Raw genomic sequence first — 14,914 nt, 5'->3', positions numbered from 1 at the left:
GCAAGACGCACCTCTTCGACGGCCGCACCGGCGAGCGGTTCGATCAGAAGGTGACGGTGGGCTTCATCTACATGATGAAGCTGCACCACCTGGTCGACGACAAGATTCACGCGCGTTCGACGGGGCCTTACAGCCTGATCACGCAGCAGCCGCTGGGCGGCAAGGCGCGCACCGGCGGCCAGCGCTTCGGCGAGATGGAAGTGTGGGGCCTGGAGGCCTACGGCGCGGCCTACAACCTGCAGGAGTTGCTGACGGTCAAGTCCGACGACGTCGAAGGCCGCACCAAGATTTACGAGTCGATGGTCAAGGGACTGAACACGCTCGAGGCGGGCACGCCCGTCTCGTTCGACGTGCTGTGCTGCGAGATTCGAGGGCTGGGCATGAACATCCAGCTCGAAAAGAAAGGCGCGCTGGGCTGATCGCCGACGCCCGGCGACGGGAGACGCATCATGGATACGGCCGTCGCGACCACCGCGGCTTCGACGATCGTCTACGCGCTGGAGCCGAGCATCGACGCGGAGGAGCTGCTCGAGTTCTACCGCGCTCAGCACCATCCGACGCCGAAGTCGCCGGAGAAGATTCAGCACATGCTGAAGAACTCCGACTGTTTCGTCGCGGCGCGCGAGCCTTCGGGCGCGCTGATCGGCGTCGCGCGCGGTCTGACCGACGGCGTCCGCGGCTATCTGGTCGAGTGCAAGCTCGATCCGCGCTACCAGGGACCGGCGGCCGTGACGCGGACCGACGGCCGGATCGAGCACGACGATCAGGGCATCGCACGCGCCCTGGCGCTGCGCGTGCTGCTGGCGTTGCGCGACATGGGCTGCGAACGGATCGACGTGCTGGCCTACGGCACCGAAGTGGATTTCTGCGAGGAGCTGGGTTTCCGGCGCAGCAGCGGCATGGTCGCTCTGTCGCTCGATCCGGCGCGGCTTCCGCAGGCGGCGAATTGAACGAGGCATGACGGCGGGACGCGGTGCGCGGGCCTCGGCCCGATCGCGTCCGGCAGCCGCGCGGACAGGATTGCATCGAATCAGGACACCATCAGGGGTGCTTGCTCATGCTCGAAAGCGTTTATGACCGCATCAACGATTACGGCTCGGTGCGCATTTCGCTGGCCTCGCCCAACGACATCCGGTCGTGGTCGTTCGGCGAAGTGAAGAAGCCCGAGACCATCAACTACCGCACCTATCGCGCCGAGAAGGACGGTCTGTTCTGCGAGCGGATCTTCGGCCCCGAGCGCGACTGGGAGTGCTTCTGCGGCAAGTACAAGGGCACGAAGCACAAGGGCATGATCTGCGACCGCTGCGGCGTCAAGGTCACCCACAGCCGCGTCCGCCGCAAGCGCATGGGCCACATCAACCTGGCCGCGCCGGTCGTCCATATCTGGTTCTTCAAGTCCATGCCCAGCCGGCTGGGCAACCTGCTGGACATGAAGACGACGGACCTGGAGAAGGTGATTTACTTCCAGGATTACGTCGTGGTCGAGCCGGGCGACACGCCCCTGAAGCGCGGGCAGATCCTCAGTGAAGAGGAATTCCGCGCCCATCACGACAAGTTCGGCGACGCCTTTCGCGCCATGATGGGGGCCGAAGCCGTCAAGGAACTGCTCACCAAGCTCGATCTGGCCGTGCTGGGCCAGGATCTGCGCGTGGGCCTGGCCAACACCAACAGCAAGCAGAAGCAGAAGGACTACGCCAAGCGGCTCAAGATCGTCGAAGCGCTGCGCCACAGCCAGAACCGCTCGGAGTGGATGGTGCTCGACGTCATTCCGGTCATCCCGCCGGACCTGCGCCCGCTGGTGCTGCTCGAAAGCGGCAACTTCGCCACCAGCGACCTGAACGATCTCTACCGCCGCATCATCAACCGCAACAACCGGCTGAAGAAGCTGATCGACCTGAATGCGCCCGAAGTCATCATCCGCAACGAAAAGCGCATGCTCCAGCAGGCCGTCGACGCCCTCTTCGACAACGGCCGCTGCCGCCGGCCGGTGCTGGGCAGCAGCAACCGCCCGCTGAAGTCGCTGACCGACATGATCAAGGGCAAGCAGGGCCGCTTCCGCGAGAACCTGCTGGGCAAGCGGGTCGATTACTCCGGCCGCTCGGTGATCGTGGTCGGTCCGGAACTGATGCTGCATCAGTGCGGCCTGCCGAAGAAGATCGCGCTGGAGCTGTACCAGCCCTTCATCATCCGCAAGCTCAAGGAGCGCGGCCTGGCCGACACGATCAAGTCGGCCAAGAAGATGCTCGAGCGGCGCGATCAGGAAATCTGGGACATTCTGGAGGAAGTCATCCACCAGCACCCGGTGCTGCTCAACCGCGCGCCGACGCTTCACCGCATGGGCATCCAGGCGTTCGAGCCGGTGCTGGTCGAAGGCAACGCCATCCGCATTCACCCGCTGGTGTGCAAGGGCTTCAACGCCGACTTCGACGGTGACCAGATGGCCGTGCACCTGCCCCTGTCGATCGAAGCGCAGGTCGAGGCGCACGTGCTGATGATGTCCACCAACAACATCTTCAGCCCCGCCAACGGCAGCCCGATCATGTCGCCCAGCCAGGACATCACGCTGGGCATCTTCTACCTGACGTGCGATCACGGCCTGCCCACGCCGCCGGAGGAGATGCGGCATTTCCACGACGCGCAAGAGGCGCTGCTGGCCTACGACCTGAAGCGCCTCGGCATTCACGACAAGATTCGGGTGCGCGTGGCGCGCCGCGCCATGGTCACGAAGCTGAAGGAAGCGGCCCAGCCGATTCCCAAGAACCGCCTGATCGAGACGACCGTCGGGCGCCTGATCTTCAACGACATGCTGCCGACCGAAATGCCGTTCTACAACATGTCGCTGTCGCAGAAAGGCTCGGCCCGCGTGATCGCCGATTGCCACGTGCAACTGGGCCGCTCGGCCACGATCGATCTGCTGGACCGGATCAAGGCTCTGGGCTTCCGCTGGAGCACGCTGGCCGGTCTGTCGTTCGGCATTACCGATCTGCGCGTGCCGGCGCGGAAGAAGGCCATCCTCGACGAGGCACAGAAGAAGGTCGACCGCATCGAGCGGGCGCTGCAACAGGGCGCCATCACCGAGCGCGAGCGGTACAACAATCTGATCGACATCTGGGTGCACGCTCGCGAGGAAGTCACCGAAGAGATGATGCAGGAGTTGAAGAACGACTACCGCAAGCCCGACGGCACTTACGCCCGGCCGGGTGACGGCGACGCCGCTCCGTATCTCAACCCCATCTACCTGATGACCGACTCCGGGGCGCGCGGCAGCGTCGACCAGATTCGACAGCTCGCCGGCATGCGCGCCCTGATGGCCAAGCCGTCGGGCGAGATCATCGAAACGCCGATCAAGGCCAACTTCCGCGAAGGACTGAGCGTACTCGAGTACTTCAGCTCGACGCACGGCGCGCGAAAGGGCCTGGCCGACACGGCGCTGAAGACCGCCGACTCGGGCTACCTGACGCGCAAACTGGCCGACGTCTGCCAGAACGTCATCATCAACCAGATCGACTGCGGCACGATCAACGGCATTACCAAGGGCGTCCTGTACAAGGGCGAGGAAGTCGACGTGTCCCTGTCTCAGTCGATCATCGGCCGCGTGGCGCGCGCCACCAACCGCGTGACGAAGTTCGGCGCGCTTTATGATTCGACGCTCGATCGTTACTCGGAAGTATTCGTATTTTTTGGATTGGCGTATTTTTTTGTCAACATCGATCCCGATGCGCTCTGGCGACCGGTGGCGGTGGCCGTGGCGTTGGGCGGCTCAATGATGGTGAGTTACATTCGCGCGCGCGCAGAAGGATTGAATCTGGACTGCAAGGTCGGCCTCATGCAACGGCCCGAGCGCGTGGTCTCGCTCGGCGTCGGCGCGTTGATCAGCCAGGAGGTGTTGACCTGGGTGATTATTGCTATCGCGATTTTAGCCAACTTCACCGCGATTCAACGGCTGCATCATGTTTGGATTGCAGAAAATGGCAGCAAACGTGAGCCGCTGGCGGCGACGCAGAAGTAAGTTCGATATTCTTTGGTCGTCGCATGCCAGGCGGTTGGCAATCTTATAAACCGTCACGGACTATACATAGAAGCTGCACGTGCCGCTTACTTTCTATTCTGACATTTATGCGTCAGGCTCTGTACCGCAGGAGTGGCGCCCGGTCAAAGGAGGTACCCTAAAGTATCCGGTACGGAACCAGGCCGTGCGTGCTACGCGAATTGCGCCGCCTCGGGTCCGGCAGGTGGAAAAAAGTTATCAAGCAAGGCAACTCTGGCGAGGTTCATTATTTTGAACACGAGTCTGGCCATGTTGCCGGTGTCAAGTTTCTTAAGAGGACGAAAAGATCATGAAACACGCCATTGCTCTAGACTCGGCTCTCACGGATGCGGGCCAGGATGCGACGCAGCAATTGACCTTTTTTGCGCTATTGAATTTGGGCATACTTCAGTCTTTGACAAGCGGCGTGATCAGTGCTGATGACGCAATCAGATTATTTTACAACGCAGATAATTGCCTTTATGTCCGTCGACATTTCAAAAACAAAAATGCCGACGCTATCATGAGTCACGGCGTCCAATTGTCTGATCTTTTCGAATGCTTGCCGATCACTGCCGCGCATCGTGAGTTTACGCATGAATTGGATATCATGCGCTCGTTATGCTTGAAGATCCTGGATAAATCGCGTCCGGCAGCCAGACTGACCAGGCGGATAGTTGTGTGATCGTCATTTTAGCCAACTTCACCGCGATTCAACGGCGGTATTACGTTTGGGCGGCGGAAAATGGCGGCAAGCGTGCGCCGCTGGCAGTAACGCAGAAGTGAATGTCTATGAATGAATTTGTTGACTGAGGTTAGCAAATAAACCCAACTTATAACCCATTGATTTAGGAAACGGAGGAAGTTTTGGCAAAACCCACTGTAAAAATCAAGGCTCCGAACGGCAAGCTTGGCATTTTGACGCCGGGCATGGGAGCTGTCACCACCACCTTTATTGCCGGCGTCGAAGCGGTGCGACGCGGTCTCGCGCAACCCTTCGGCTCGCTTACGCAAATGGGCACGATCCGCCTGGGCAAGCGCACCGACAAGCGCTCACCTTTGATCAAAGATTTTGTGCCGCTCGCCAATCTCAATGACATCGTATTCGGCGGCTGGGACATTTTTGAAGATGATTGCTACGTTGCCGCGAAAAAAGCCGGTGTGCTCGAGGCAAAAGATCTGGATCCAATCAAAGATACCCTGAGCGCCATCAAGCCGTGGAAAGCGGTTTTTCATAACGACTATGTCCGGCGGCTGTCGGGCACGCACGTGAAACAGGGCAACACCAAATGGGATTTGGCCCAAATGGTGCGTGATGACATCATGAAGTTCAAGGCCCAGCACAATCTCGATCGCATGGTCATGTTGTGGTGCGGCAGCACGGAAATTTTTCTGCAACCCGAGCCGGTGCATCAAACGATTGCGGCATTCGAGCAGGGCTTGCGCGACAATCATGCCGCGATTGCGCCGAGCATGATTTACGCTTACGCCGCAATCAAAGAAGGCATTCCCTACGGCAACGGCGCGCCCAATCTCACCGCCGATATTCCCGCGTTAGTCGAGCTGGCAAAACAAACCGAGACGCCCATTTGCGGCAAGGATTTCAAATCCGGCCAGACCATGATGAAAACTATCCTGGCGCCCGGTTTGAAAGCCCGCATGCTCGGCCTTTCCGGCTGGTTCTCCACCAACATTCTCGGCAATCGCGACGGCGAAGTGTTGGATGATCCCTACTCCTTCAAAACCAAGGAAGAGAGCAAGCTTTCCGTGCTCGAATACATCTTGCAGCCGGAGGTTTATCCCCAACTTTATAAGGATTTTTATCACAAAGTGCGCATCAATTATTATCCGCCGCGCGGCGATAATAAAGAAAGCTGGGATAACATTGACATCTTCGGCTGGCTGGGATACCCCATGCAGATCAAAATCGATTTTCTCTGTCGTGACAGCATCCTGGCCGCGCCCATCGTGCTCGATCTTGTGTTGTTCCTGGACTTAGCCAAGCGCGCCGGCATGAAGGGCATTCAGGAGTGGCTGTCGTTCTACTTCAAAAGCCCGCAAACGGCGCCGAATTTGTATCCCGAGCACGACATTTTCATTCAGCTCATGAAATTGAAAAACACCTTGCGGCATTTGCAAGGCGAAGAGCTGATCACGCACTTGGGACTCGAGTACTACGATTGAGTTGCCTGCAAAAGTGCGCGATGATCGCGCGATTGTTGGAGGAGCTTCGTGCCGCAAACCAGCTCTGAGGCGTCGCGGTTTTCTCTCAAAAAATTTTTGCTGAGAAACCGCGATGTCCATTCTCAAAACGGGCGTCTAGCCGCCAAACCCGAAGCCTCACCGCTTGCCAATCTGCTCAAAACCTCGTTGCCGACCGTTGTCGATCTCGCCTCGCAGACGATCATGTGGACGATCGAGTCGATTCTCATCGGTCGCATCAGCGCGGCGGCTTTTGGCGGGTTCGGCATGGCGATTCAGGTGATCGTGCTGTGCATGACGGTTCTGCTCACCTTCGTGGTGGGCAGTTCGCTGATCATCAATCGTAATTTGGGCGGCGGCGACCGCCAGGAGGCAAATCATATCTTCGGCCAGACCATGATCATCGGCTCGATGATCGCGATTGGCCTGGCGCTCTTTTGGTTTTTCGGCGCGACGCAGATTTTCAAGCTCATCAAAGAAGGCGGCATGGAGGCCGAACTCGCGGGCGTGAGGTATCTGCGCACGATTGCTGTGTTTTCGCCCTTCATCATCACCAACTTCATTGCGGTGGGCGTGATTCGCGGCATCGGCGAGACGAAATTCTCGATGATGATCAATCTCGGCATCAACGCCTTGAATCTCGTACTCTCGCCGCTGCTCATTTTTGGCTTGTTCGGTTTGCCGCGCCTGGAGGTGCAGGGCGCGGCGTTCGCCGCCGGCCTCTCGCACACCGCCGGTTTCGTGGCCACATTTTATTTGGTGCGCAGCCGTAAAAGCAAACTGTTTCTCTCGCTGCGCGAGATGGCGCAGCCCAACTTCACCACCCTGAAGCGCCTCTTCAAAGCCGGCTTTCCCACCACGATTGAGCAACTCGTGTGGGCCTTCGGCCAGCTCGTGGTCACCAGTTTTGTCGCCTTGCTCGGCATTCATTTGCTCGCCGCCCATCAGGCCTTCATGCGCATTCAGGCGATTCTCTCCATGTTTTACATGGGCTTCGGCCTGGGCGCCATGACGCTGATGGGGCAAAATCTCGGCGCCGACCGCCAGCAACTGGCCGAACGCACCGCGGAAGTGTCCGGCTGGGTGATGTATGCGTTTGTCATGATCGTCATACTTTTACTTGTGGTATTTTCCCAGCCTATCTTGAGTGTTTTCACCTCCGATCCCAAAGTGATCACCGCCGGCCTGCTCCCGTTGACCATGTTTGCGTTAACCCAGCTTCCCAAAGCCGTGAACAACGTGTTGATGGGAAATTTGCGCGGGGCCGGTGATCTCAAATGGCTCATGTGGCTCAGCATCGCGGCGGTGATTGTTTTTGAAATCGGCGCCAATGCCATAGTTATTTTTTTATTGAAGGGCGGGCTGTTAGGCCTGTGGTTGGTGCATATGCTGGATGAAACCATTCGCCTGGCCGCGAACTATTGGCGTTTCAACCGCGGCAAGTGGAAGTTTTTGAATATTTGATGTCAGTAATTTCGCTTGAAATTTATTCGAAATTTACCTACTGAGTCCTGGAATTTACCTGAACATGGCCGGCTTTTTTATATCTTTCGAAGGCATTGATTTTTGCGGTAAAAGCGAACAAAGCCGGCGCTTGTGCGAGCGGCTGCGCCAAGCCGGATACGACAATGTGGAATTTTTGCGCGAGCCGGGCGGTGTCGAGATTGCCGAAGCGATTCGCAAAATTCTGCTCGATACGCGCCATGCCGGACTCAACGAGCGCACGGAAATTCTGTTATATTCCGCGGCGCGCGCGCAAATTACCGGCGAACGAATTCTGCCGGCGCTGCACGCTGGAAAAATCATCGTGGCCGATCGCTATGTCGATTCCACCACGGTGTATCAAGGCTATGGCCGCGGCCTTGATCTCGAGTTTGTCAGGGCCGTCAATCACTTTGCGACGCGCGGCACGCTGCCGCATGTGACGTTTCTAATTGATTTGCCGGTCGAAGTCGCACACGGCCGTCAACAACGCAACGGCCTCGCAAAAGATCGCCTGGAAAACGAGAGTGAGGAATTTCACCAGCGTGTGCGCGCCGCCTATCTCAAAATCGCCGCGGCCGAGCCGCAACGCATCATCATCATCAATGGCGATCAAAGCATTGCCGCAATCGGCGACGACGTCGATAAAAACTTACGCCAGAAATTTGGATTGCAAGTATAAATGATTGTTGCTCCGCAAACCCACCGCGCCCGCACGGGAGGCCGCCATGTTCGGTTCCGTCATTCTTGAAATCGCCATCGGCTTGATTCTGGTGTATCTGCTGCTGGGCTTGATTTGCACCGCGATCAACGAACTGGTCGCGCAAGCCCTGAGCTTGCGCTCCGACACTCTCGTGCAAGGCATTCGCAATATTCTGGCAGATCCGAATCATCAAGGATTAGCGCGTGAGCTTTACAATCATCATCTGATTAAAGCATTTTATAAGAAAGGGCAAAAACCTTCGTATATTCCCTCGCATTCGTTTGCCCTGGCGTTGCTCGACATCGTGACGCGCGATCATACCGGCCAGGTGCAGGATTTAAAAAGTGCGGTGGAGAAACTGCCCAATGAAAACGTGAAACAGGCGTTGCGCGTTTTCGTCGACAAGGCGGCGGGGAACGCGCTGCAGGTTCAGGCGCAGATCGAGCAATGGTTCAACGATGCGACCGACCGCATATCCGGTTGGTATAAACGCCGCATTCAACAAATCACCTTGTTTTTCGCATGTTTGGTCACAGTGTTGATCAACGCCGATTCGATCAGCATCGCCAACAAACTTGCACAAGACACGGTGTTGCGCCAGGCGGTGGTGGCGCAAGCCGAGGATTATTTACGGCAAACCGCCAGCGCAGACTCGGCCACGGTCAATCGCGCCATGCAAAACTTGAAAGAGGTTAAGAAAATCGGCTTGACCATCGGCTGGGAAGATGATGACACCTCGGATTGGCAATGGATCACCAAAGTGATTGGCTTGATGTTGACGGCGCTGGCCGCCTCGCTGGGCGCGCCGTTTTGGTTTGATCTGTTGAACCGCATGGTCAATTTGCGCAGCTCCGGCAAAGCGCCGCCGGCGCCAGCTTCAGCAGTGCCGGCTACCGCGAAGCCGCAGAAGTAAACAAGAAAAGTTTGACAAAAAACATATGCCCGGACTTACACTTTGAACGGTGAATAAAATAAGGTGTAAGGCGAGTCATTTTCACTTGTGCCTGCTGGCGATTCAATCAAGGAGTTTTTCTATGACGCTGAAAAAGCAAACCGCCGCCCTCGTCGTTTTCATGGCTGCCGGACTTACGGTCGCCGGTTGGTTTTTTAATTGGGGCGTCGGCGTAAGCGCCGATTACGTCCACGAGATTCGCAAAAATATTGAAATCTTCGGGCTGGTGTATCAGGAGATTTCGAAAAAATACGTCGAGCCGGTCGATCCCGACAAATTCATGAAGGCCGGCATTCACGGCATGCTGGAAACGCTCGATCCTTACACCACTTTGATCGAAGACGAATCCAACTCGCATCTGCAGATCATCACCACCGGCAAATACGGCGGTTTGGGCATGCGCATCGGCGAGCAGCAGGGCTGGCCTACGGTAGTCGAGCAGCCGTTTGAAGACGATCCCGCAGGCAAAGCCGGCATTCGTGAAGGCGACCGCATTATCGCGATCGACGGCCAAACCACGCGCGGGATTTCGATTAACGAAGTGGCCAAGCGCTTGCGCGGCGAGATCGGCACGCCGGTGACATTGAAAATCGAACGCGAAGGCGAGCCGGAACCGCTTGACTTTCGCTTGATTCGCGCGGAAATCACGATTCTTGACGTGAGTTATTCCGGCATCATCAAAGACGGCATCGGTTACATCAAGCTCGCGGGATTCTCAAAGAATGCCGGTTACGAGATTCGCCAGGCCCTTCGCGAGTTGCAAGCGCAGGGGCTGAAGAGCGTGATTCTCGACTTGCGCAACAATCCCGGCGGCTTGCTCGACGCGGCGGTGTCGGTGTCGGAAAATTTTGTCGGCAAAGGCGATTTGGTGGTGTCGACCAAAGGCCGCATGGAAGAAAGCGTGAAAGAGTACCGCTCCGATGCCGAGCCGATTGCCGGCAGCCTTCCGCTCATCGTTTTGGTGAATGATTACAGCGCCTCGGCTTCGGAAATCGTTGCGGGCGCGATTCAGGATTTGGATCGCGGCGTAATTATCGGCCAGCCAACATTCGGCAAGGGCCTGGTGCAAACCGTGGTTCCGATCACGCGCGACGCGGCCTTGAAGATTACCACGGCAAAATATTACATCCCGAGCGGCCGTTTGATTCAGCGCGTCGATCGGTTGCGCCGTGAGGCCGCGCCGGAGGTGCTCGCAGACGAGGAATTGGGCGAAGAGTCGCCTACCACCGGCGCCGCAACGATTGCCTCGGAAGTCAACAATGACAGCACGCATATCTATTACACCCTGAACAACAAACGCGAGATGCACGGCGGCGGCGGCATCAAGCCGGATATTCGCATCGAAAGCCCGCGTCTCAATCGCTATCAGTATGAGCTGCGGCGCAAATCGCTGTTCTTCCATTTTGCCTTGACATATGCCAATCAGCACCGGGATTTGCCGCGCAACTTCGTGGTGGGCGACGACATTCTCGCGCAATTCCGCAAATTCATCGAAGAGAAGGGCTTCAGCTACGTTTCACAAAGTGAAGACGAACTGGCGAATTTGAAAAAAATCGCCGCTGAAGAAGGTTATCTCGAGGTGTTGCAGGATGAAATCACCGGCCTGGAAACCGCGTTGAAAGCGCAGAAGACCGACGATTTCGCGCGCAATCGCGATTACATCGTGCGGGAATTGGAGAAAGAGATTGCCGCTAAACTATTCGGCACCAAGGCAAAAGTTGAAGCCACGTTTGACGACGATCCTTATCTCGCAGAAGCCATCAAAATTTTGCAGAGCCAAGAGCGCTATCTCGCCATTCTGGGCGCGGGCGCAAAACGAAAAGGTTAAATCTAGTTGCTGGCCGCTTGTTCCTTGTTACTGGTAAAGATAAGCAGCCAGGAACAAGCAACCAGATCACTATTCACATAAACTTTCAGTCGGAGGACACACGACATGGCATTAGCCAAAACCAAAAAGAAGGCGCTTACCAAAAACAATTCAAATTCGCTCACGCGAAAAAAGCTAAAAAAGCTGGCGAGCAAGCGTAATGGTAAAGCCAAAGACAAATATGTTTACACCTTCGGCGACGGCAAAGCTGAAGGCGATGCCAGCATGAAGAACTTGCTCGGCGGCAAGGGCGCAAACCTCGCGGAAATGGCGAGCATCGGCTTGCCGGTGCCTGCCGGTTTCACCATCACCACGGAAGTTTGCACGGCGTTTTATGAAAACAAACGCAAGTACCCCAAGGTTTTGAAGAAGCAAGTCGAAAATGCGCTGGCCCATTTGGAAAAAATCATGGGCGCCAAGTTCGGCAGCACAAAAAACCCTCTGCTGCTGTCTGTGCGTTCCGGCGCGCGCGTGTCGATGCCCGGCATGATGGACACCGTGCTCAATCTCGGTTTGAATGATGAAACCCTGCAAGGCCTAATCGCCAAAACCGGCAATGAACGTTTTGCTTATGATTGCTACCGCCGGTTCGTGCAAATGTATGGCGACGTGGTGCTCGGCCTGAAGCCGGTCAATAAAGACGACATTGATCCCTTCGAAGAAATTCTGCACGATAAAAAGGAAAAACTCGGTGTGAAATTCGACAACGAGTTGAGCGCAGAGGCGTTGCGGGAATTGGTGCATGAGTTCAAGGCGGCCATCAAGGAACGCACCGGCCACGATTTTCCCGAAGACCCGATGGAACAGCTTTGGGGCGCAGTCGGCTCGGTGTTTGGCTCCTGGATGAACGATCGTGCCATCGCGTATCGCAAACTTTATGACATTCCCGAGAGCTGGGGCACTGCGGTCAATGTGCAATCGATGGTGTTCGGCAACATGGGCGAAGACTGCGGCACGGGCGTGGCGTTCACGCGCGATCCTGCCACCGGAGAAAACGTATTTTACGGCGAATACTTGATCAACGCGCAAGGTGAAGACGTGGTAGCCGGCACTCGCACGCCCGAGCCGATTGCACGCCTCGAGCAGGACATGCCAAAAGTGTTCGAGCAGTTGATGAAGATTCGCAAAACGCTCGAGCGCCATTACAAAGAAATGCAGGATATCGAATTCACCGTGCAAAACGGCAAACTCTGGATGCTGCAAACGCGCAACGGCAAGCGCACCGCTTTCGCCGCGTTCAAGATTGCGCACGACATGGTGAATGAAAAACTCATCAAGAAAGATCAAGCGCTCAGCCGTCTCGATCCCAACGCGCTCAACCAATTGCTGCGCCCGATTTTTGACTTAACCGAAAAGCAAGCGGCCGTCGAGCACGGCAATTTGCTGGCCAAGGGTTTGAATGCCGGCCCCGGCGCTGCTTCCGGCAAAATCGTATTCAACGCCGAAGATGCGGTGGCGTGGAAAAAGCAGGGCGAAAAAGTCATTCTGGTGCGCATCGAAACCTCGCCGGAAGACATCAAAGGCATGGATGCCTCCGAAGGCATTCTCACTGCGCGCGGCGGCATGACCAGCCACGCGGCATTGGTGGCGCGCCAGATGGGCAAGGTTTGCGTAGCCGGTTGCGAGGCGCTGGTAATCGATTACAAGGCGCGCACAATGCAAGTCAAAGGCCGCACGCTGCGCGAAGGCGACTGGCTTTCGATCGACGGCACCACCGGTGAAGTGATTTCCGGGCAGATCAAAACCAAACCTTCGGAAATCCTGCAAGTGTTGTTCGAAAAAACCATGCAGCCGGAGGAATCTGAAACCTACCGCATCTATGCCGACATCATGGTGTGGGCGGACAAGTATCGCAAGCTCAACATTCGCACGAATGCCGATCAGCCCGATCAAGCTGCCAATGCCGTGGCTTTCGGCGCGGAAGGCATTGGCCTGTGCCGCACCGAGCATATGTTCTTTGGCGGCGACCGCATTGATGCGGTGCGTGAAATGATTCTGGCGGATGATGAAGCGGGCCGGCGCGTGGCATTGGCCAAGCTCCTGCCGTTCCAGCGCCAGGATTTCATCGGCATTTTTGAAGTGATGAACGATTTGCCGGTGACGATTCGCACGCTCGATCCGCCGTTGCACGAGTTCCTGCCGCACAGCGAACGCGAACAGGCCGATCTGGCGGCGAAACTTGGCGTTCCCGCTGAAAAGATCAAAGCCAAAGTTGAAGCGCTGCACGAGTTCAACCCCATGCTCGGCCATCGCGGCTGCCGTCTCGGCGTGGTTTATCCTGAAATCACTGAAATGCAAGCGCGCGCAATTCTTGAAGCCGCCTGCGCAGTCGCGAAGCAAGGCAAGAACGTTTTGCCGGAGATCATGATTCCGCTGGTCGGCCATATCAACGAGCTCAAGCTGCAAGCGCAAATCGTGCGTGAAACTGCGGCGAAAGTGTTTGCCGAGCAAGGCACGAAAGTCGACTATATGGTCGGCACGATGATCGAGTTGCCGCGCGCGGCAATCGTGGCGGATCAAATCGCGCAGGAAGCGGAGTTCTTCAGCTACGGCACGAACGATTTGACCCAAACCACCTTCGGTCTTTCGCGCGACGATGCCGGGCGATTCCTGCCCTATTACGTCGAGCACGAGATTCTGCCGTTTGATCCTTTTCAAACTATCGATGCGGAAGGCGTCGGTGAGTTGATGAGGTGGGGCGTGAAGCGCGGGCGCGAGACTAGGCCCAAGCTCAAGGTCGGCATTTGCGGCGAGCACGGCGGCGATCCCGCCTCCGTGAAGCTTTGCCACAAACTCGGCCTGAACTACGTGAGCTGCTCGCCCTTCCGCGTGCCGATTGCACGGCTGGCCGCGGCGCAAGCAGCGTTGGAAGAAGCAGACAAAGACTGATCGTCTTTGATTGATTGAAAAAGAAATCGCCCACTTGTTGGAGAACAGGTGGGCGATTTTGGTTTTGAATCGGAATTCAGAGATGACCTGTCTCTGGCATCAATCATCATCTTGCGAGAAAAGCACACGCCCGAGATCACCCGCACGATCCAACAACTCCGAATCTGCCAACTCAGCCGATCCATCTTCGTAGGCCGTGACCACATCAATGTCGTGTAGCCGCAAACCAACGGTGATCGCTTTGGGTACGTGTTGATCCATGTAAAAAGCGATTGCCATCAGATCAGCCCTTTGGCTTTAAGCCGATCGACAAGCGGAGGGCGCGGCGTCCTGCGTTCAACGCTGTTCACAAATTCAAGCCGGCGTTCAATGTCTTGATCAAGCTCTTCGCGATGATCCCAGTAGTAAGCAAGCGCCGAGTAAATTTGACCCAAGGTCAGATACGGATGTTGAAAATAAAGCTCCTCGGGGCTCCAACCGTAGGCGTTCTTTTCCAAAACCAGTTCGACGACTTTCATCGTTGTTCCTGATATGACCGGTACACCGACATCATCAAGAGTGATGTGTAGATAATTTGTTTCTGTAACAGGCATAGACGCCTCGCTTCGATCATTTTTTCTGGAATTCATTGAATCGTCGAAATGCATTCAATCCCACTTTATCCAGTAATTTTATCGCGCATAATATAGCAAGAAATTCCGGTATTTCAAGCACGAAGAACTTTGCTCGAGAGCCAGCGCTTCACTCTGAAAACAATTCTTTGCAAAATGTCCGAGTAATTCTTGTTTCAGA

12 protein-coding genes are annotated in these 14,914 nt (G+C 56.3%); 10 read left to right on the top strand and 2 right to left on the bottom strand.

Annotated elements, in window-relative coordinates:
- The 10 genes from rpoB to FBQ85_05270 all read left to right on the top strand — a co-directional run.
- A partial coding sequence (rpoB, locus tag FBQ85_05315; protein MDL1874579.1) for a DNA-directed RNA polymerase subunit beta occupies window positions 1–419 on the top strand: 419 nt, incomplete at its 5' end.
- A gap of 30 nt (window positions 420–449) precedes the next feature.
- A complete protein-coding gene (locus FBQ85_05310) occupies window positions 450–950 on the top strand; it encodes a hypothetical protein (protein ID MDL1874578.1) in 501 nt (166 codons plus the stop codon).
- A gap of 107 nt (window positions 951–1,057) precedes the next feature.
- Entirely contained in the window at window positions 1,058–4,009 is a 2,952-nt protein-coding gene (gene rpoC / locus FBQ85_05305; protein MDL1874577.1) for a DNA-directed RNA polymerase subunit beta', read from the top strand.
- A 328-nt stretch (window positions 4,010–4,337) separates the two neighbouring features.
- Complete coding sequence (locus tag FBQ85_05300; GenBank protein MDL1874576.1) at window positions 4,338–4,712, top strand: hypothetical protein; 375 nt, start codon at window positions 4,338–4,340, stop codon at window positions 4,710–4,712.
- Between the two features lie 245 nt (window positions 4,713–4,957).
- Window positions 4,958–6,211, top strand: a complete 1,254-nt coding sequence (locus tag FBQ85_05295) for an inositol-3-phosphate synthase (GenBank protein MDL1874575.1) — start codon at window positions 4,958–4,960, stop codon at window positions 6,209–6,211.
- 48 nt (window positions 6,212–6,259) lie between these two features.
- Window positions 6,260–7,693: an MATE family efflux transporter gene (locus FBQ85_05290; GenBank protein ID MDL1874574.1), complete on the top strand. Its 1,434-nt coding sequence runs from the start codon at window positions 6,260–6,262 to the stop codon at window positions 7,691–7,693.
- A gap of 64 nt (window positions 7,694–7,757) precedes the next feature.
- Window positions 7,758–8,393, top strand: a complete 636-nt coding sequence (locus tag FBQ85_05285; GenBank protein ID MDL1874573.1) for a dTMP kinase — start codon at window positions 7,758–7,760, stop codon at window positions 8,391–8,393.
- 46 nt (window positions 8,394–8,439) lie between these two features.
- The gene (locus FBQ85_05280) at window positions 8,440–9,327 is read left to right on the top strand and encodes a hypothetical protein (protein ID MDL1874572.1); all 888 of its coding nucleotides are present in this window, start codon (window positions 8,440–8,442) and stop codon (window positions 9,325–9,327) included.
- 121 nt (window positions 9,328–9,448) lie between these two features.
- On the top strand, window positions 9,449–11,194 hold the full coding sequence (locus tag FBQ85_05275; protein ID MDL1874571.1) for a S41 family peptidase: 1,746 nt from the start codon (window positions 9,449–9,451) through the stop codon (window positions 11,192–11,194).
- Between the two features lie 105 nt (window positions 11,195–11,299).
- On the top strand, window positions 11,300–14,122 hold the full coding sequence (locus tag FBQ85_05270) for a pyruvate, phosphate dikinase (GenBank protein MDL1874570.1): 2,823 nt from the start codon (window positions 11,300–11,302) through the stop codon (window positions 14,120–14,122).
- Between the two features lie 99 nt (window positions 14,123–14,221).
- Here FBQ85_05270 and FBQ85_05265 read toward each other — a convergent pair whose 3' ends face one another.
- Window positions 14,222–14,401 (bottom strand): hypothetical protein, encoded by a 180-nt coding sequence (locus tag FBQ85_05265; protein MDL1874569.1) that lies wholly within the window; start codon window positions 14,399–14,401, stop codon window positions 14,222–14,224.
- Window positions 14,401–14,715: a DUF433 domain-containing protein gene (locus FBQ85_05260; protein ID MDL1874568.1), complete on the bottom strand. Its 315-nt coding sequence runs from the start codon at window positions 14,713–14,715 to the stop codon at window positions 14,401–14,403. Before FBQ85_05260 ends, FBQ85_05265 begins: the two co-directional genes overlap by 1 nt.
- Between the last annotated feature and the right edge of the window lie 199 nt (window positions 14,716–14,914).

The sequence above is a fragment of the Cytophagia bacterium CHB2 genome (genome assembly GCA_030263535.1).
In the GTDB taxonomy this organism is placed as follows: Bacteria; Zhuqueibacterota; Zhuqueibacteria; order Zhuqueibacterales; family Zhuqueibacteraceae; genus Coneutiohabitans.
Note: the sequence above shows the minus strand (reverse complement) of the source record. Positions and strands in the feature narration are given on the sequence as shown.

Coding starts and splice junctions, on each gene's coding strand:
- FBQ85_05310 (MDL1874578.1), top strand. CDS start 450: ATGGATACGGCCGTCGCGACCACCGCGGCTTCGACGATCGTCTACGCG.
- rpoC (MDL1874577.1), top strand. CDS start 1,058: ATGCTCGAAAGCGTTTATGACCGCATCAACGATTACGGCTCGGTGCGC.
- FBQ85_05300 (MDL1874576.1), top strand. CDS start 4,338: ATGAAACACGCCATTGCTCTAGACTCGGCTCTCACGGATGCGGGCCAG.
- FBQ85_05295 (MDL1874575.1), top strand. CDS start 4,958: ATGGGAGCTGTCACCACCACCTTTATTGCCGGCGTCGAAGCGGTGCGA.
- FBQ85_05285 (MDL1874573.1), top strand. CDS start 7,758: ATGGCCGGCTTTTTTATATCTTTCGAAGGCATTGATTTTTGCGGTAAA.
- FBQ85_05280 (MDL1874572.1), top strand. CDS start 8,440: ATGTTCGGTTCCGTCATTCTTGAAATCGCCATCGGCTTGATTCTGGTG.
- FBQ85_05275 (MDL1874571.1), top strand. CDS start 9,449: ATGACGCTGAAAAAGCAAACCGCCGCCCTCGTCGTTTTCATGGCTGCC.
- FBQ85_05270 (MDL1874570.1), top strand. CDS start 11,300: ATGGCATTAGCCAAAACCAAAAAGAAGGCGCTTACCAAAAACAATTCA.
- FBQ85_05265 (MDL1874569.1), bottom strand. CDS start 14,401: ATGGCAATCGCTTTTTACATGGATCAACACGTACCCAAAGCGATCACC.
- FBQ85_05260 (MDL1874568.1), bottom strand. CDS start 14,715: ATGCCTGTTACAGAAACAAATTATCTACACATCACTCTTGATGATGTC.